This window comes from Streptomyces misionensis (assembly GCF_900104815.1).
GTDB lineage: Bacteria > Actinomycetota > Actinomycetes > Streptomycetales > Streptomycetaceae > Streptomyces > Streptomyces misionensis.
Genome location: NZ_FNTD01000004.1, coordinates 6,730,394 through 6,747,363 on the forward strand (window position 1 = coordinate 6,730,394; position 16,970 = coordinate 6,747,363).

The window sequence follows — 16,970 nt, forward strand, 5'->3', positions numbered from 1 at the left end:
GCGTGTCAGTCGATCAGGCGCGCCCGCAGCCGCTCCCGCGTCTGCGGGGTGAGCCGCAGGCCCCGCTCCAGATAGGCGTCCACGCCGCCCCAGGTCTCCTCGATGCTGTCGAAGGCGGCCGACAGGTACTCGGCGCGGGCGTCGAACAGCGGGCTGAGGAGCTCCATCACCTCGGGCGTGTACGCCGTCTCGGCGCTGCCGCTGTGGCGCACCTTGTAACGGCGGTGCTTGGCGTTGGACTCCAGGTAGTCCGCCACGATCGCGTCGCGCTCCACGCCCACCGCGAGCAGCGTCACCGCTATGGAGACACCCGCGCGGTCCTTGCCGGCCGCGCAGTGCAGCAGCGCGGGCACGCTGTCCTCGGCGATCGCGTGCAGCACCCGGGAGTGCTCGCCGGTGCGCTCCTTGACGATCGACCGGTACGAGGCCACCATCCGGGCCGCGCCCTGGCCGTCGTCCAGGATCGCGCGCAGCTGGTCCAGATCGCCGTCGCGGACCATCTTCCAGAACTCCGCGCCGTCCGCCGGGTCGCTCAGCGGCAGGTTCACATTGCGCACGCCGGGCAGCGCGACGTCCGGGCCCTCCAGCTTCTGGTCGGCCGCGTTGCGGAAGTCGAAGATCGTGTGCAGGCCCAGCGAGGCGAGGAAGGCCGCGTCCTCGGCGGTGGCGTGCGCCAGGTGCCCGCTGCGGTACAGCACGCCCTGCCGCACCCGGCGTCCGTCCACGGTCGGCAGCCCGCCGACATCACGGAAATTGCGCACACCGGCCAGCTCCGGCTCGGTCGACGGGACCTGCTGCGTCACGGGGGCTCCTCCCGATCGGTCCCCGCCGTCACGGCTCGCGGCGGGCGCTGCGACGACCATACGGCATTGATTTCCCGGGGCAATGAGTTGTCCACAGGGCATTGCCGGGAGGGACGGACGGGGCCATGATGCGCGTACTTGTCCGGTTCCGTTGGCGGCTGCGAGGTCTTGATGGCGGACATCTCGGAAGACGGCCGTACCTGGCTGCTGTCGGGCCCCACCAGCGGCTACGCCCTGCACCTCACCGCCGCGGACGAACTGGTGCACCTGCACTGGGGGCCGCGGATCACCCTCGCGGACGCCGAGGCCCTCGCCGTACGCCCGCTGCCCGGGTACCGGCCCTTCGAGTCACCGCTCGACGGCCGCGAGGAGTACCCGGTCGAGGGCGGACCGCGCTTCGTGCGCCCGGCCCTGTCCGTGCGCACCGCCGGGCGGCGCGGCACCGAGTGGCGCTTCGTGTCGTACGACACCTCGGGCGAGGAGGACGGGGACGGGCTGCGGCTGCGGTTCGCGGACGACGGGCTCGCGATCACCCTGCACTACCGGATGCGCGGCGACGTCGTGGAGCGCCGGGTCACCCTGGACAACGAGGGGCCGCGACCGGTGGAGCTGCTGCGCGCCGACGCGGCCACCTGGACCCTGCCCGACCGCGAGGGCTGGCGGCTGTCCCGGCTGCACGGCCGCTGGGCCGCCGAGTCCCGGCTCACCACCGCCCCCCTCACCTACGGCGAGTACGTCATCGGCAGCCGCCGCGGCCACACCGGCCACCAGCACCTGCCGTGGGTCGCGCTCGACACCGACGCCACCGAGGAACGCGGCGAGGTCTACGGCTGTGCGCTCGGCTGGTCCGGCTCCTGGCGCATCGCCGTCGCCCAACTCCCCGACGCCCGCGTGCAGATCACCGGCGGCGCCGGTCACGACGACTCGGGCCTCATGCGGCTCGCGCCCGGGGAGTCGTACACCACCCCGGTCTTCGCGGGGCTCTACAGCGACGGCGGCTTCGGCGGGGCGAGCCGCGCCTGGCACGCCTATCAGCGGGCGCACGTCGTCCCGGACGCCGAGCGGGACCGGCCGGTGCTCTTCAACTCCTGGGAAGCGACGACCTTCGACATCTCCGAGGAGCAGCAGTCCGCCCTCGCCCGCCGGGCCGCCGCGATCGGCGTGGAACTCTTCGTGGTGGACGACGGCTGGTTCGGCGCCCGCACCAGCGACCGCGCCGGTCTCGGCGACTGGACCCCCAACCCCGACCGCTTCCCGAACGGCCTGCGGCCCCTCGCCGAGCAGGTGCACGACCTCGGCATGGGGTTCGGCATCTGGGTCGAACCGGAGATGGTCAACCCGGACAGCGAGCTGTACCGGGCGCACCCCGACTGGGTCCAGTACCAACCCGGCCGCACCCGGACGGAGTTCCGCAACCAGCTGGTCCTCAACCTCGCCCGCGAGGACGTCCGGGAGTACGTGGGGCAGCGGCTCGACGCGTTGCTCTCCAGCGCCCCGATCGACTTCGTGAAGTGGGACTTCAACCGCTGCTTCACCGACGCCGGCTGGCCCGGGGAGCCGTATCCGCAGCGGCTGTGGACGGACCACGTGCACGCCTTCTACGGCCTGCTCGACCGGCTGCGCGCCGCCCACCCCGGCGTCGCCTTCGAGTCCTGTTCGGGCGGCGGCGGGCGGATCGACCTCGGGGTGCTGGGCCGCACCGACCAGGTGTGGACCTCCGACAACACCGATCCGCTGGACCGGCTCGCCATCCAGCACGGCTTCAGTCAGATCCACCCCGCCCGGGTCATGGCCGCCTGGGTCACCGACAGCCCGAACACCCAGCTCAACGGCCGCGTCAGCAGCCTGCGGTTCCGGTTCGTCAGTGCCATGGCGGGCGTCCTCGGCATCGGCGGCGACCTCGGCCGGTGGACCGAGGAGGAACTGGCCGAGGCCCGGCGGTGGGTGGCCCTGTACAAGGAGATCCGCCCGCTGGTCCAGCGCGGCGACCTGTACCGGCTGCGGCCCCCGACCGGGGGACTCGGCGCGGTGCAGTACCTGCTGGGGGACGAGGCCGTGGTCCTCGCCTGGCTCCAGGCGCAGCGCTACGGCGAACCCGCGCCGGCGCTGCGGCTGCGCGGCCTCGACCCGGCGGCGTCGTACGCGTGCCCGGAGACGGGGGAGGTGCACCGGGGGGCGGTCCTGCTGCACCACGGGCTGCGCACCGGGCTGACCGGCGACCTGGACGCGACGGTGCTCAGACTGCGGCGTATCTGAGCGGCAACAGCCCTGGCAGCGGCCGTATTCCTGGATCGGCGAATTTTTGAGAGTGGCTCATGTCACCGCTCGTCAACCCCTTCCTACGGTCGCGTAAGTCACACCCCAAGGTGAATCATGGTCCGACGTGGCAGACGATTCGAAGAATGACAACAGATCAGTGATCGGGTCGTACGTGGCGGTGGGGGACAGCTTCACCGAGGGCGTCGGCGACCCCGGCCCCGACGGGTCGTTCGTGGGCTGGGCCGACCGCTTCGCGGTCCTGCTCGCCGACCGGCGCGCCGAGGGCGACTTCAAGTACACCAATCTCGCCGTGCGCGGGAAGCTGCTGGACCAGATCGTCGCCGACCAGGTCCCGCAGGCCGTGGAACTCGCCCCGGACCTGGTCTCCTTCTGCGCGGGCGGCAACGACATCATCCGGCCCGGCACCGACCCGGACGAGGTCGCCGAGCGCTTCGAGCGGGCCGTGGCCCAGCTGGCCGCCGCCGCGGGCACGGTCATGGTGACGACCGGCTTCGACACCCGGGGCGTCCCCCTGCTCAAGCACCTGCGCGGCAAGATCGCCACGTACAACGGGCACGTCCGGGCCATCGCCGACCGGTACGGCTGCCCCGTGCTCGACCTGTGGTCGCTGCGGTCCGTGCAGGACCGCCGGGCCTGGGACAGCGACCGGCTGCACCTGTCGCCCGAGGGGCACACCCGGGTCGCGCTGCGCGCCGGCCAGGTGCTCGGCCTGGAGATCCCGGCCGACCCGGAGCAGCCGTGGCCGCCGCTGCCGCCCCGGGGCACCCTGGAGGTCCGCCGCGACGACGTCCACTGGGCCCGCGAGCACCTCGTCCCGTGGATCGGCCGCCGTCTGCGCGGCGAGTCCTCCGGCGACCATGTGACGGCGAAGGGCACCCTGTCCCCGGCCGACATCAGGATGCGCATCGCCGCCGTGGCGTGAGCGCTCCGGCGTTGCCCCGCCCCGGACTCCTCGCGGCGGGGCGCGGGCGTCGGCGCCGAAATCGTGCCGGTCGACGGCGAGTTGAGCGCGGTCCGGTGGCATGGGCACCGTGCGGACACCCGGCGGGCGGCCGGCGGTGCGCCGAGCCGCCGTTCGGCAGCGCCGGGCCAGAGGGCTGTCGGAGGGGCCGACCATAATGAAGGACCCACCACTCCACCGGGAGGTCACGTGACCGGTCAGCGTTTCTCGGCCCCAGGGCTCCGTGTGCCGCGCCCGGCGGCCTTCGGCGCGGACCCGGGCGGCGAGCGCCTGGCCCGTATCCGCCGCTCGCCGCACTTCAAGGACGGCGTCTTCCAGAACCCCGGCGGCACCGCCCGCACCCGGCCCTCCGGCTCCGCGCTGGACTTCGCGAAGGTCTTCTTCGACAAGGAGACCCGGCCGCTGCGCGCCCCCAGAGGCACCGTCCCGGTGTACCCCACGACCTTCGCCGACCTGGCCAAGCCGCCCGCCGGCGGGCTGCGCCTGACCTGGATGGGCCACTCCAGCGTGCTGGCCGAGATCGACGGGCACCGGGTGCTGTTCGACCCGGTGTGGGGCGAGCGCTGCTCCCCGTTCCCCTTCGCCGGGCCCAAGCGGCTGCACCCCGTGCCGCTGCCACTGGCCGCGCTCGGCGAGGTCGACGTGGTGGTGATCTCCCACGACCACTACGACCACCTCGACCTGCCCACCATCAAGGCGCTGGCCGGCACCGACACCCTCTTCGCCGTGCCGCTCGGCGTCGGCGCCCACCTCGAACACTGGGGCGTCTCCCCGGACCGGCTGCGCGAGCTGGACTGGCACGAGTCCACCCGGGTCGGCGGGCTCACCCTCACCGCCACCCCGGCCCGCCACTTCTGCGGCCGCGCCCTGCGCAACACCCAGCACACCCTGTGGGCGTCCTGGGTCGTCGCGGGCGAGGAGCACCGCGTCTACCACAGCGGCGACACCGGCTACTTCGAGGGGTTCGAGGACATCGGCGCCGCCCACGGCCCGTTCGACGCCACGATGATCCAGATCGGCGCGTACAGCGAGTTCTGGGCCGACATCCACATGCGCCCGGACGAGGGCGTGCGCGCCCACCTGGACCTCCAGGGCGGCGCCCCGCACGGCGTCCTCCTGCCGATCCACTGGGGCACCTTCAACCTCGCCCCGCACCCGTGGGCGGAGCCGGGGGAGTGGACCAAGGAGGCGGCCGAGGAGGTCGGCCAGGCGGTGGCCCTGCCCCGGCCGGGGGAGCCCTTCGAGCCCGACGGCAAGCTGCCGGCCGAGGCCTGGTGGCGGGGCGTGTCCGGGGAGCTCCGCCGGACCTGGGGGTCGGTCGGCGCGCTCGTCGCCGAGCCGCCCAAGCGCGGCTGACGGCGAACGGACCGCAGGCCAAGGGGAATACTCTCGGTGACATCCGAGGGAGGGAGTATGCGTCCGGCCGACCGGTGCGCGGAGGGGGACCACCGCGAAGCGGGCGGCGGCAGCGGTCTGGGCCGGACGGAGACCTTCCGGGCCTCGCCCGCTCCTTCCGACCGCTTTTGATCGGGCTTTATCGATCTTTTTCGACCCGGCCGAGCTGTGTCCGGCCGGGTCATCGGTCTTTCGTACGGGCCCTCATACCAGAGCGGGACGCTCCGCGGGTGACTTTGTCAACTGCCCACCGCACATGATGCGCAGGCGACTACGGTGAGTGTCCGAACCAAGCCCGACGGACCCGTACGAGGACGCAGATGTCTCACCTCCGCGCACCGGCCGCCCGCGCCGACCGCCGGGAGGGCGGCCGGCACGGGCGGCCGGTCGCCCGACCCGCTCCCGCACTGCCCGAGACGCACATACGGCCGCAGCTCATGCGGCTCGCCGTGCTGCCGCCGCTCGCGGTCGCCCTCGGCGCCACCGCCGCCGTCCTGTTCACCGTCCGCACCACCGGCGCACGCACCGGGCCCGTCCTGTGGGCCGTGCTCGGCGGCGCGGTCACCGTGGCCGTCGCCGGCGTCCTGGTGGCCGCCGTGGCCGCCGACCGCGCCGCCCGCTCCGTCGCCGGCCGTCTCGGCACACTGCGCCGCACCGCCGCCCGCGGCGAGGCCGACCTGCGCGAACTCGTCGACGCCCTGCGCCAGGGCCGGACCCCGCCGCCGCCCGCACCGCACCGCGGACCGCCCGCGGACGCCGACGGCTTCGAACTGCTCGCCGCCGACCTGGCCCGCGCGCACGCCGCCGCCGTCACCGCCGTGATGAGCGCCGCCCAACTGTCCAGCCACGCGGGCAACGAGCAGAAGCTGGAAGTCTTCGTCAACCTCGCGCGCCGCCTCCAGTCCCTGGTGCACCGGGAGATCTCCCTCCTGGACGAGCTGGAACGCGAGATCGAGGACCCCGAGCTGCTCAAGGGCCTCTTCCACGTGGACCACCTGGCCACCCGGATCCGGCGGCACGCCGAGAACCTCGCCGTGCTCGGCGGTGCCGTCTCCCGGCGCCAGTGGAGCAACCCGGTGGACATGACCGAGGTGCTGCGCTCCGCCATCGCCGAGGTCGAGCAGTACTCCCGGGTCAAGCTGGTGCCCCCGATCGACGGCGAACTGCGCGGCCACGCCGTCGCCGACGTCATCCACCTGCTCGCCGAACTCATCGAGAACGCCACGGTGTTCTCCGCCCCGCAGACCCAGGTGCTGCTGCGCGCGGGCCGCGTCACCTCCGGGCTCGCCGTCGAGGTCGAGGACCGCGGACTCGGCATGCCCGTCGGCGCGCAGAACCGGATGAACGCGCTGCTCGCCGACCCCGACCAGGTCAACGTCGCCAGCCTGCTGGCCGACGGCCGCATCGGCCTCTACGTCGTCTCCCAGCTCGCCCGCCGGCACGGCATCGGCGTACGGCTCCAGGGCAACATCTACGGCGGGGTCCAGGCCGTACTCGTCGTACCCGAGGCGCTGCTCGGCGCCCCGCCGGCCGAGAACCCGGCGGCGGCCGCCGTCCCCGCGCCGCCCGTGGCACCGGCCGCCGCCGTCCCCCCGCGGCCCGTGCGGGCCACCCCGGCCCCGGCCGTCGAGGCGGAGGCGCACGAGCACGGCGACCCGCCCCCGCTGCCCGTGCGCGGCGCCCACCGGGAGCGGCCCACCCCCGCCGACGCCGTGTCCGGGATCGCGGACCGGCACCGCGCGGTGGTCGAGGAACACGCGGGCGTCCCGCCCACCCCGCGCGCCGACAACGTGCGCGGCACCATGCCCAAGCCCCGGCTCCCGCGCCGCCGCGCCCAGGAACACCTCGTACCCCAGCTGCGCGGCGGGCCCGCACCCCGCCAGGACGGCGCGGGGGACGTGGGCCACGACCCCGGCCTGATGGCCGCCTTCCAGCGCGGCATCGGACTCGCCGAGGCCGCCCAGCGGCGGCCGGACACCGAGCGGTCGCACCCGGGGCACGCCCAGCCGACCCCCCTCCGGCCCACCGAACCCGCGCGCGTCCCCGGCGGCCACACGGAACCGCGACACGCGTACCGGGCAGGGCCGATATCCGACCGTGGCACCGGACCCGCCCAGGGAGACGAGCCGGCGGGCTGACCGCCCCGCCCCGACGCAGCGCTCCCGCAGACCGCCCACACACCCCAAGGAGTCGATCCACCATGGCCAGCGATGCGCCGACCGCCCACGCATCCGACCTCGACTGGCTGCTCAGCGGCCTCGTGCAGCGCGTACCGCACACCACCAGCGCCGTGCTCCTGTCCTGCGACGGGCTGGTGAAGTCCGTACACGGACTCGACCCCGACAGCGCCGACCACATGGCCGCCCTGGCCTCCGGCCTGTACTCCCTCGGCCGCAGCGCGGGCGTCCGGTTCGGCGACGGCGGCGAGGTGCGGCAGGTCGTCGTCGAACTCGACTCGACCCTGCTGTTCGTCACCACCGCGGGCTCCGGCACCTGCCTCGCCGTGCTGGCGGGCCGCGAGGCCGACGCCGCCGTGCTCGGCTACGAGATGGCGATGCTGGTCAAGAGCGTCCGCCCCTATCTGGTCACCGCCCCCCGGCAGCACGCCGACGACCCCACGGCGCCGAGGCATTGAGCGTGGCCGCGGCCGGCGACGGGCCCTGGCTGGACGACGAGGCCGGCCGGCTGGTGCGCCCCTTCACGGTCAGCGACGGCCGCACCGAGCCCAGCGTCGCACTCGACCTGATGTCGCAGGTGATGGCCACCGGGGTCACCCCGCTCGGCTACCTCGGCCCCGAGTACGCCCGGGCGCTCGACCTGTGCCGGGCGCCCGTCTCCGTCGCCGAGGCCGCCGCGCACCTGGGACTGCCCGCCGTGGTCACCAAGGTCCTGCTGGCCGACCTGATCGACCACGGGGTGCTGACCACCAAGCCGCCCGCGTTCCACCACACTCCCACCGACCGGTCCCTGCTGGAGGCAGTGCTCGATGGACTACGACGACAGCTCTGACCCGTTCCCCACCGCGCTCAAGATCCTCGTGGCGGGCGGGTTCGGGGTCGGCAAGACCACCTTCGTGGGCGCGGTCAGCGACATCGCCCCGCTGAGCACCGAGGAGCTGCTCACCACGGTCGGCGCCGACACGGACAGCCTCGACGGCATCGAGAACAAGACGGAGACCACGGTCGCCATGGACTTCGGCCGGATCAGCCTCGATCCGGACCATGTGCTGTACCTGTTCGGCACCCCGGGGCAGGAGCGGTTCTGGTTCATGTGGGACGAACTGTCCGAGGGCGCGCTCGGCGCGGTGGTCCTCGCCGACACCCGCCGCCTCCAGGACTGCTTCGCCGCCGTGGACTTCTTCGAGGAGCGCGGGCTCGGCTTCATCGTCGCCCTCAACGAGTTCGACGGCTCCCACCGCTACGACGCCGAGGAGGTGCGCGCCGCCATCGACCTCCCCCCGGAGGTCCCCGTCGTGCGCTGCGACGCCCGGATCTCCAGCTCCGGGGTGCAGACCCTGCTCATCCTCGTACGCCATCTGCTCGCCCACGCCCCGGAGCCCGCGCCGCGCCACGGCGCCGGGCACCGGTGATCCGGCCCGACCGCCCACGGAGTTCCCCCAGATGAGGCACCACCACCGCCACGGAGCCCGGCCATGAGCTACGAGCCGCCCCGGCCGGTCCGCGGTCTGCTGCTCACCCCCGAGGACCGGGAGGCCCCCGCCCGGGTCCAGCGGCTGCGCCGGCTCGGCCTCGGGCAGCGCCCCGACGCCGCGCTGGACGCCTTCGCGGACCACCTCGCCCGACTCGCCGGCGCGCCCTACGCCGTGGTCAACTTCATCGGCGAAAGACGGCAGTTCTTCGCCGGCCTCAGCGTCCCGGCCACCGCCCCCGTGCCGCGGGCGGCCGGCGGCGGACCGGAGTGCGACCGCACGCTCCCCCGCGACCACGGCTTCTGCCCCCATGTGGTGGTCCGCCGCAAGGCCCTGGTCCTGGAGGACGTCCGCGACTACCCGCGGTTCGCGGGCAACCCGGTCGTGGACGAGTACGGCATCCGCTCCTATCTCGGCGCCCCGCTCCTCGACGGCACCGGCATGGCGCTCGGCACCGTGTGCGCCGCCGACGTCGCGCCGCGCGCCTGGGGCCGGGAGGGCCTGGAGACCGTCAAGGCGCTGGCGCCGACCTCGTCGCCCGCATCGAACGCGGCGCGCGGGACGGACTGCCCCTCTGACGTCCCACGTCGCCGTGGCCGGTGCGGTGTGAAGGAAAGCTGAGGCGGCGGTTAAGAAAAGCTCGATGGACCCCGGCCCGCGCATACGGCAGATTGCAGGGTGATTTCACACCCCTCTGACCCGGTGCGGGCGCCTTCGGCATGCCCGCGTCCGGGACCTCACCCACAGGAGCCGCACGCGTGAAGGCGCTGGTCAAGGAGAAGGCGGAGCCCGGGCTCTGGCTGACGGACGTCCCGGAGCCCCAGATCGGGCCCGGGGACGTGCTGATCAAGGTCCTGCGGACCGGCATCTGCGGCACCGACCTGCACATCAGGGCCTGGGACGGCTGGGCGCAGCAGGCGATCAAGACCCCGCTGGTGGTCGGGCACGAGTTCGTCGGCGAGGTCGTGGAGACCGGCCGGGACGTCACCGACGTCCAGGTCGGCGACCGGGTCAGCGGCGAGGGCCACCTGGTGTGCGGCAAGTGCCGCAACTGCCTGGCCGGGCGCCGTCATCTATGCCGGGCCACCGTCGGCCTCGGCGTCGGCCGGGACGGCGCGTTCGCCGAGTACGTCGCGCTGCCCGCGACCAACGTCTGGGTGCACCGCGTCCCGGTCGACCTGGACGTCGCCGCGATCTTCGACCCGTTCGGCAACGCCGTGCACACCGCGCTGTCCTTCCCGCTGGTCGGCGAGGACGTCCTGATCACCGGCGCCGGCCCGATCGGCCTGATGGCCGCCGCCGTCGCCCGGCACGCGGGCGCCCGCAACGTCGTCGTCACCGACGTCAGCGAGGAGCGCCTGGAACTGGCCCGCAAGATCGGCGCGTCCCTCGCCCTGAACGTCTCCACGGCCACGATCGCCGACGGGCAGCGGGAGCTGGGGCTGCGCGAGGGCTTCGACATCGGCCTGGAGATGTCCGGCCGTCCCGAGGCCATGCGCGACATGATCGCCAACATGACGCACGGCGGCCGGATCGCCATGCTCGGCCTGCCCGCGCAGGAGTTCCCGGTCGACTGGGCCCGGATCGTCACCTCCATGATCACCATCAAGGGCATCTACGGCCGGGAGATGTTCGAGACCTGGTACGCGATGTCGGTGCTGCTGGAGGGCGGCCTCGACCTCACCCCCGTGATCACCGGACGCTACGGCCACCGCGACTTCGAGGCGGCCTTCGCGGACGCCGCGAGCGGCAAGGGCGGCAAGGTCATCCTGGACTGGACCGCGTAAGTCACCCGCTTTTCCTAGGAGCTTCAGTCATGTTCGACACCGTCCGCGACGACCTGCGCGCCACCCTCGACGAGATCCGCGCCGCCGGCCTGCACAAGCCCGAACGGGTCATCGGCACCCCGCAGTCCGCGACCGTCGAGGTCACCGCCGGCGGCCGCCCCGGCGAGGTCCTCAACTTCTGCGCCAACAACTACCTGGGCCTGGCCGACCACCCCGAGGTGATCGCCGCCGCCCACGAGGCCCTGGACCGCTGGGGCTACGGCATGGCCTCCGTCCGCTTCATCTGCGGCACCCAGGAGGTGCACAAGGAGCTGGAGGCGCGCCTGTCCGCGTTCCTCGGCCAGGAGGACACGATCCTCTACTCCTCCTGCTTCGACGCCAACGGCGGTGTCTTCGAGACCCTCCTCGGCGAGCAGGACGCGGTGATCTCCGACGCCCTCAACCACGCCTCCATCATCGACGGCATCCGCCTGTCCAAGGCCCGCCGCTTCCGCTACGCCAACCGCGACCTCGCCGACCTGGAGACGAAGCTCAAGGAGGCGTCCGGCGCGCGCCGCCGGCTGATCGTCACCGACGGCGTGTTCTCCATGGACGGCTACGTCGCCCCGCTGCGCGAGATCTGCGACCTCGCCGACCGCTACGACGCGATGGTCATGGTCGACGACTCGCACGCCGTCGGCTTCGTCGGCCCCACCGGCCGCGGCACCCCCGAGCTGCACGGCGTGATGGACCGCGTCGACATCATCACCGGCACCCTCGGCAAGGCCCTCGGCGGCGCCTCCGGCGGCTACGTCGCCGCCCGCGCCGAGATCGTCGCCCTGCTGCGCCAGCGCTCGCGCCCCTACCTGTTCTCCAACACCCTCGCCCCGGTGATCGCGGCGGCCTCCCTCAAGGTCCTGGACCTGCTGGAGTCGGCCGACGACCTGCGGGTGCGGCTGGCCGAGAACACCGCGCTGTTCCGCTCCCGGATGACCGAGGAGGGCTTCGACGTCCTCCCCGGCGACCACGCCATCGCGCCCGTGATGATCGGCGACGCGGCGAAGGCGGGCCGCATGGCCGAGCTGCTGCTGGAGCGGGGCGTGTACGTGATCGGGTTCTCCTACCCGGTCGTCCCGCAGGGCCAGGCCCGCATCCGGGTGCAGCTGTCCGCCGCGCACTCCACGGACGACGTCAACCGCGCGGTCGACGCGTTCATCGCGGCGCGCGCCGAGCTGGGGGCCTGACCAGGGCCTACGCCTTGCGATAATCGAGGCATGATCGAGGCACGGCGGCTCCACATCCTCCGTGCGGTGGCCGACCACCGCACGGTCACCGCGGCGGCCGCCGCGCTCTACCTCACCCCCTCGGCCGTCTCCCAGCAGCTCACCGCCCTGGAGCAGGAGACCGGCCACCGGCTGGTCGAGCGGGGCGCCAAGGGCGTACGGCTCACCCCGGCCGGCGAGATCCTGCTCAGCCACACCAACGCGGTCCTCGCCCAGCTGGAGCGCGCCGAGGCCGAGCTGGCGGCCTACGGCTCGGGCGAGGCAGGCACGGTCACCGTGGCCGCCTTCGCCACCGGCATCGCCCAGGTCGTGGCGCCCGCCGTGGCCCGGCTCGCCCGCACCGCGCCGGGCATACGCATCCGGGTCCAGGACGCCGAGGGGGACGCCAGCCTGCCGATGGTCCTGGACCGGCAGGTGGACGTGGCGGTGGCCGTCGAGTACCGGGGCGCACCGCCCGCCGACGACCCCCGTCTCACCCATGTCCCGCTGTACGCCGAGCCGTTCGACGCCGTGGTGCCCGTCGGCCACCGCCTCGCGGACGCCGCCGAGGTGCCCCTCGCCGAACTGGCCAAGGATCCCTGGATCGGGCCCTACCCCGGCAACCCCTGCCACGACGTGGTCGTCCTGGCCTGCGAGAGCGCCGGCTTCCAGCCCCGGCTCGAACACTCCTCCGACGACTTCCGCGCCGTCGTCGCCCTCGCCTCGGCCGACGCGGGCGTGGCCCTCGTGCCCCGCTCCGCCCTGCGCGGCATGGACCTCACCGACGTGATCGTCCGCCCGGTCGACGGTGTCGCCCCCACCCGCCGGGTCTTCGCCGCCGTGCGCCGGGGCGCGGAGGGGCATCCGCTGATCCGCCCGGTGCTTCATGCGCTGGGCCGGGCGGCGGACGGCACCTGACGCACCGGACCCGGCGGACGGGCCGCCCGGCTGTCAGTGGCGGGGGCTACGGTGCGGAGCATGCCGGACGCAGCTGATGTACGCCGTATCGCCCTGTCCCTGCCGGACACCTCGGAGAAGGCCGCGTGGCACATGCCCACGTTCCGGGTCGGCGGGAAGATGTTCGCGACCCTGCCCGAGGACGAGACGTCCGTCGCCGTGCGCTGCCCCAAGGAGGAGCGGGACGAACTGGTGCTGGCGGAGCCGGAGAAGTTCTGGATCGCCGGGCACGAGGCGCAGTTCGCCTGGATCAGGGCGCGGCTCGCGGCGCTGGAGGACGAGGCCGAACTGCGGGACATCCTCGCCGACTCCTGGCGCCAGGCCGCCCCGCCCCGACTCCTGGACGCCCACCCGGAGTTGGGCCTGCCGCCCACCCCTTGAAATATCGGTGGGCGCGGCGGCCGGCGCCGTGGCATGATCCCGCGCGGACCGACACGGGGAGGGAGCCGGGATGACGGGAACGCGCTCACGACGGCGCGCACGCACGTCGGCCGGGACGGAAGCCGGCCTCCGCACCGGCGCGGGCTCCGTCTGGTCGCGGGACTTCGGCCTCTTCTTCGCCGCCCGGGCCGCCGCCCGCCTCGGGGACACGATGCTGCCCGTGGCGCTCGCCGCCGGCCTGCTCGAACACGGCTACGGCGCGGGGGCGGTGGGACTCGCCATGGCGGCGTCGACCGCGTCCTTCGCCGGTCTCGTCGTCTTCGGCGGGGTGATCGCCGACCGGTTCAGCACCCGCCGGCTGATGATCGGCGCCGATCTGGTGCGGGTCGTCACCCAGTCCCTCGCCGCGGTCATGTTCTTCACCGGCCATGTGCTGCTGTGGCAGCTCTGCGCCATCGGCTTCGTCAACGGCGTGGCCAGCGCCGTCTTCCAGCCCGGCGTGGCCAGCACGGTGCCCCGGCTGTCCGCCGACGTCCAGGGCGCCAACGGCGCGATCCGGATCGCCGAGTCCGTCGCCCAGCTCGCCGGCCCGGCCGTCGCGGGACTCCTCGTCGGCTTCGCCTCGCCCGGCGGCGTGTTCGCCGCGCACGCCGGGACGTACGCCGTCAGCGCCCTGTGCCTGCTGCTGCTCCGGCTGCCCCCGCTGTCCCCGGACGCGCTCGCCGCCACCGGCCGCGGCATGCGCGCCTTCCGGGCCGATCTGGTGCAGGGCTGGCGGGAGTTCAGGTCCCGGAGCTGGCTGTGGGGCGTGATCGCCATCTGGGGGCTGTACATGATCGCCGTGTCCGGTCCGACCACCCCGCTGGTGGCGACCGAGGTGGTCCAGCACCACGGCCCGCGCGCCTACGGCCTGATCAACTCGGCCCTCGGCGGGGGCACCGTCGTCGGCGGTCTGCTCGCCCTGCGGCTGCGTCCGCGCCGGATGCTCAGGGCGGGCGCGTTCTCGCTGTTCCTCTTCTTCGGCTTCCCGGGCGCCGTGGGCCTCGGGCTCGGCGTGCCGGCCGTGGCGGCGGGGGCGGCGCTGGCCGGGGCAGGGCTGTCCTTCTGGAGCGTCATGTGGGCGACCACCGTGCAGACGCAGGTCCCGTCCGACGTCCTCAACCGCATCCACGCCTACGACGTGGCCGGCTCCCTCGCCATGATGCCGGTCGGCCAGGCCATCGCGGGCCCGGCGGCCGACGCGCTGGGCGCCTCGCACGTCCTGCTGGTCTCCGCCGCGACCAGCCTGGTCGTCGTCGTCTTCCTGCTCGCCGTCCCCGCGATACGCGGCCTGGTGCGGGCGGACGCGAACCCGGCACCGGCCCTCGCACCCGGACCCTAGGCACCGGCCCTCGCACCCGGGCCGCGGGCACCCGCGCTCACACCCGGGCCGCGGCTTCCCGCCCGGCCCCCAGGAATCCGTCGATCCGCTCCCGCAGACCGCGCGCGTCCAGGCCGTGGGCGGCGGAGTGCTCCTCGACCGTGCCGTACCGGCGCAGCTCGCGGCGGCCCACGCCGAGGCCGAGGACGCGGTGCGGACGGTCGGACAGGGCGTCGTTCACCGCGGCCGTCGACGTTCCGGCGAGATACGGCTCGACCAGGACCACGTCCGTGCCCGCCGCCTCGGTGGCCCGGCGCAGCGCCGGGACGTCGAGGGGCCGTACGGTCGTCGCGTACAGGACGGTCACGTCCAGGTCCCGCGTGGCGTCGAGCACCGCGTCCAGCAGCGGCCCGACGGCGATCACCACGCCGGAGCGGCCCTCGCGCACGGTGACGAGGCGCGCGCCGTCGACCGGCCGCGCCTGCCGGTTGGACTGCACGGACAGCCGTACGTACACCCGGTCGTCGCCCGCGGCGACCGCGTGGCGCAGCAGGGTCTCGGCCTCGTCGGGGTGGCCCGGCACATGGACGGTCCAGCCGTCCAGGGTGTCCAGCAGCGCCACGTCGCCCGGAGCCATGTGGGTGAACCCGCCGGCCGGCCAGTCGTAGGAGGCGGCGGCGCTGACCAGGACCGCTCCGGTGCCCTGGTGCCCGAAGTCCAGTTTGACCTGTTCGAAGGGCCGCTCCACCAGAAAGCTGGCGAAGGTGTGCACGACGGGCCGCAGCCCGGTGAGCGCCAGCCCGGCGGCCGCCCCCACCAGCAGCTGCTCCCGGATGCCCACGTTGATCACCCGGTCGGGATGCCGGGCCATGGTGTCGTGGAAGGCGTCCTTGCCGATCTCGGCGAGGACGACCGCGACCCGCGGGTCCTCGTCCAGGAGGCGGGAGACGACGGGAGCGAAACGGTCGCGCATGGTGTCCATGGAGATGTCGCCCTTTCGGGGTGCTTCGGAAGGTGGTGGCGGGCCGGCGCCTGTCGCCGGGCCCCGGCTCAGGCGTTCTTCGGCTCCACCCGGGCGACGACCGCGTGCGGCCGTCCCGGGTGCGGGGCGGTGAAGGCGTCGTACAGGGCCGCGTGGTCGCGCCCGTCGACGGTCACCGCGGACCAGCCCGCGGCCTCGAACCGGGCGGCGATCCCGCCGGGCCGGGCGTGGCTGGCGGAGGCGTTGTCCACCACCACGGTGTGCAGCCTCTCCAGTGCGGCGGGCCCGGCGAAGGCGATGGCCTCGTGATTGCTGCCCTCGTCCAGCTCGGCGTCCCCGATCAGCACCCAGACCGCCGGATCGGTGAGGCCCTGGGCCTTGAGGCCCAGCGCGGTGCCCACCGCGATGGGCAGTCCGTGCCCGAGCGAGCCGCTGCCGATCTCGGCCCCGGGCACCAGCACGCGGTCCGGGTGGTGGCCGAGCGGGGAGTCGTACGCGCCGAACCCGGGCAGCCAGTCGACCGGCAGGAACCCCTTGGCGGCCAGCACCGCGTAGTACGCCATGGGCCCGTGCCCCTTGCTCAGCAGGAACCGGTCCCGCTCCGGGTCCGCGGTCCGTTCCGGCGTGACCCGCAGCACCCGGTCGTACAGCACCCACAGCACATCGAGCGTGGAGGTGGCAGCCGGGCCGTGCTTCTCGTCCCCGGTCATCAGACCCATCAGTCCGGTCAGGTCGTCGTAGCCGTGGGCGCGGTGGTCGCGCGCTGTGATCGTCATGCGTCCCAGCCTGCAACCTCGACCAAGCTTGAGGTCAACACCGTAAGTCGTGCGCGATCACCGACCCGAGTGCGGTATTGTTTCCCTGCGCGTTTCGCCAGGGGAAACCCCAGGTCAAACGGGCACCGGGACGTGGCGCAGCTTGGTAGCGCACTTGACTGGGGGTCAAGGGGTCGCAGGTTCAAATCCTGTCGTCCCGACTCGTGAGAGTCGCAGGTCAGGGCCGGTTTCGGAGGCATCCGAGGCCGGCCCTTGATCGTTCCTGGGGACCGGTCGGGGACCGGCGCCCTCGACCGGGGTCGGTCCGGTGTGCCGGAGGTCGTGGCGCCGCAGTCCCACCCCCGGCGCCTCCAACGCCTATCCTGTTCCGCGTGGCTGACCCCTGCCCGCGGCAGCTC

Annotated in this window: 15 protein-coding genes, 1 tRNA gene and 1 pseudogene; 14 read left to right on the plus strand and 3 right to left on the minus strand. The window is 73.8% G+C overall.

Going from position 1 to position 16,970, the window contains the following annotated elements:
• Window positions 1-5: 5 nt before the first annotated feature.
• Window positions 6-803 carry a tyrosine-protein phosphatase gene (locus tag BLW85_RS32095; protein ID WP_074994515.1) on the minus strand — a complete coding sequence of 266 codons (798 nt, stop codon included), beginning with the start codon at window positions 801-803 and terminating at the stop codon, window positions 6-8.
• Window positions 804-974: 171 nt separating this feature from the next.
• Between BLW85_RS32095 and BLW85_RS32100 the strand changes: the two genes are divergently transcribed.
• From BLW85_RS32100 to BLW85_RS32165, 13 genes and pseudogenes are all read left to right on the plus strand, one after another.
• Entirely contained in the window at window positions 975-3,059 is a 2,085-nt protein-coding gene (locus tag BLW85_RS32100) for an alpha-galactosidase (RefSeq protein WP_074994517.1), read from the plus strand.
• 160 nt (window positions 3,060-3,219) lie between these two features.
• Window positions 3,220-4,005 carry an SGNH/GDSL hydrolase family protein gene (locus tag BLW85_RS32105; protein WP_070029578.1) on the plus strand — a complete coding sequence of 262 codons (786 nt, stop codon included), beginning with the start codon at window positions 3,220-3,222 and terminating at the stop codon, window positions 4,003-4,005.
• A gap of 228 nt (window positions 4,006-4,233) precedes the next feature.
• Window positions 4,234-5,400 carry an MBL fold metallo-hydrolase gene (locus BLW85_RS32110; protein WP_070029579.1) on the plus strand — a complete coding sequence of 389 codons (1,167 nt, stop codon included), beginning with the start codon at window positions 4,234-4,236 and terminating at the stop codon, window positions 5,398-5,400.
• A gap of 359 nt (window positions 5,401-5,759) precedes the next feature.
• Window positions 5,760-7,577 (plus strand): sensor histidine kinase, encoded by a 1,818-nt coding sequence (locus tag BLW85_RS32120; RefSeq protein WP_244174950.1) that lies wholly within the window; start codon window positions 5,760-5,762, stop codon window positions 7,575-7,577.
• A 62-nt stretch (window positions 7,578-7,639) separates the two neighbouring features.
• Entirely contained in the window at window positions 7,640-8,074 is a 435-nt protein-coding gene (locus BLW85_RS32125; protein ID WP_074994520.1) for a roadblock/LC7 domain-containing protein, read from the plus strand.
• A gap of 2 nt (window positions 8,075-8,076) precedes the next feature.
• Entirely contained in the window at window positions 8,077-8,448 is a 372-nt protein-coding gene (locus tag BLW85_RS32130) for a DUF742 domain-containing protein (protein WP_070029581.1), read from the plus strand.
• Window positions 8,426-9,028 carry a GTP-binding protein gene (locus tag BLW85_RS32135; protein ID WP_070029582.1) on the plus strand — a complete coding sequence of 201 codons (603 nt, stop codon included), beginning with the start codon at window positions 8,426-8,428 and terminating at the stop codon, window positions 9,026-9,028. The genes BLW85_RS32130 and BLW85_RS32135 overlap by 23 nt, the downstream gene beginning before the upstream one ends.
• Before the next feature lie 63 nt (window positions 9,029-9,091).
• Window positions 9,092-9,666 (plus strand): annotated as a pseudogene (locus BLW85_RS32140) (GAF domain-containing protein).
• 180 nt (window positions 9,667-9,846) lie between these two features.
• Window positions 9,847-10,875, plus strand: coding sequence for an L-threonine 3-dehydrogenase (gene tdh / locus BLW85_RS32145; protein ID WP_074994523.1), 1,029 nt, complete (start codon window positions 9,847-9,849; stop codon window positions 10,873-10,875).
• A 29-nt stretch (window positions 10,876-10,904) separates the two neighbouring features.
• Window positions 10,905-12,098, plus strand: coding sequence for a glycine C-acetyltransferase (locus tag BLW85_RS32150; RefSeq protein WP_074994525.1), 1,194 nt, complete (start codon window positions 10,905-10,907; stop codon window positions 12,096-12,098).
• A gap of 30 nt (window positions 12,099-12,128) precedes the next feature.
• Window positions 12,129-13,034: a LysR family transcriptional regulator gene (locus BLW85_RS32155; protein WP_074994527.1), complete on the plus strand. Its 906-nt coding sequence runs from the start codon at window positions 12,129-12,131 to the stop codon at window positions 13,032-13,034.
• 60 nt (window positions 13,035-13,094) lie between these two features.
• Window positions 13,095-13,454, plus strand: a complete 360-nt coding sequence (locus BLW85_RS32160; protein WP_074994529.1) for an MmcQ/YjbR family DNA-binding protein — start codon at window positions 13,095-13,097, stop codon at window positions 13,452-13,454.
• A 70-nt stretch (window positions 13,455-13,524) separates the two neighbouring features.
• Window positions 13,525-14,835 carry an MFS transporter gene (locus tag BLW85_RS32165; RefSeq protein ID WP_074994531.1) on the plus strand — a complete coding sequence of 437 codons (1,311 nt, stop codon included), beginning with the start codon at window positions 13,525-13,527 and terminating at the stop codon, window positions 14,833-14,835.
• Window positions 14,836-14,872: 37 nt separating this feature from the next.
• Here BLW85_RS32165 and BLW85_RS32170 read toward each other — a convergent pair whose 3' ends face one another.
• Together BLW85_RS32170 and BLW85_RS32175 are read right to left on the minus strand one after the other, a co-directional pair.
• On the minus strand, window positions 14,873-15,796 hold the full coding sequence (locus BLW85_RS32170; protein WP_074994533.1) for a transketolase family protein: 924 nt from the start codon (window positions 15,794-15,796) through the stop codon (window positions 14,873-14,875).
• 68 nt (window positions 15,797-15,864) lie between these two features.
• The gene (locus BLW85_RS32175) at window positions 15,865-16,572 is read right to left on the minus strand and encodes a thiamine pyrophosphate-dependent enzyme (RefSeq protein WP_074994536.1); all 708 of its coding nucleotides are present in this window, start codon (window positions 16,570-16,572) and stop codon (window positions 15,865-15,867) included.
• Between the two features lie 126 nt (window positions 16,573-16,698).
• Here BLW85_RS32175 and BLW85_RS32180 point away from each other — a divergent pair.
• A tRNA-Pro gene (locus BLW85_RS32180) sits at window positions 16,699-16,772 on the plus strand.
• Window positions 16,773-16,970 lie beyond the last annotated feature (198 nt).

Coding starts and splice junctions, on each gene's coding strand:
- BLW85_RS32100 (WP_074994517.1), top strand. CDS start 975: ATGGCGGACATCTCGGAAGACGGCCGTACCTGGCTGCTGTCGGGCCCC.
- BLW85_RS32120 (WP_244174950.1), top strand. CDS start 5,760: ATGTCTCACCTCCGCGCACCGGCCGCCCGCGCCGACCGCCGGGAGGGC.
- BLW85_RS32125 (WP_074994520.1), top strand. CDS start 7,640: ATGGCCAGCGATGCGCCGACCGCCCACGCATCCGACCTCGACTGGCTG.
- BLW85_RS32135 (WP_070029582.1), top strand. CDS start 8,426: ATGGACTACGACGACAGCTCTGACCCGTTCCCCACCGCGCTCAAGATC.
- BLW85_RS32150 (WP_074994525.1), top strand. CDS start 10,905: ATGTTCGACACCGTCCGCGACGACCTGCGCGCCACCCTCGACGAGATC.
- BLW85_RS32155 (WP_074994527.1), top strand. CDS start 12,129: ATGATCGAGGCACGGCGGCTCCACATCCTCCGTGCGGTGGCCGACCAC.
- BLW85_RS32160 (WP_074994529.1), top strand. CDS start 13,095: ATGCCGGACGCAGCTGATGTACGCCGTATCGCCCTGTCCCTGCCGGAC.
- BLW85_RS32165 (WP_074994531.1), top strand. CDS start 13,525: ATGACGGGAACGCGCTCACGACGGCGCGCACGCACGTCGGCCGGGACG.
- BLW85_RS32170 (WP_074994533.1), bottom strand. CDS start 15,796: ATGGACACCATGCGCGACCGTTTCGCTCCCGTCGTCTCCCGCCTCCTG.
- BLW85_RS32175 (WP_074994536.1), bottom strand. CDS start 16,572: ATGACGATCACAGCGCGCGACCACCGCGCCCACGGCTACGACGACCTG.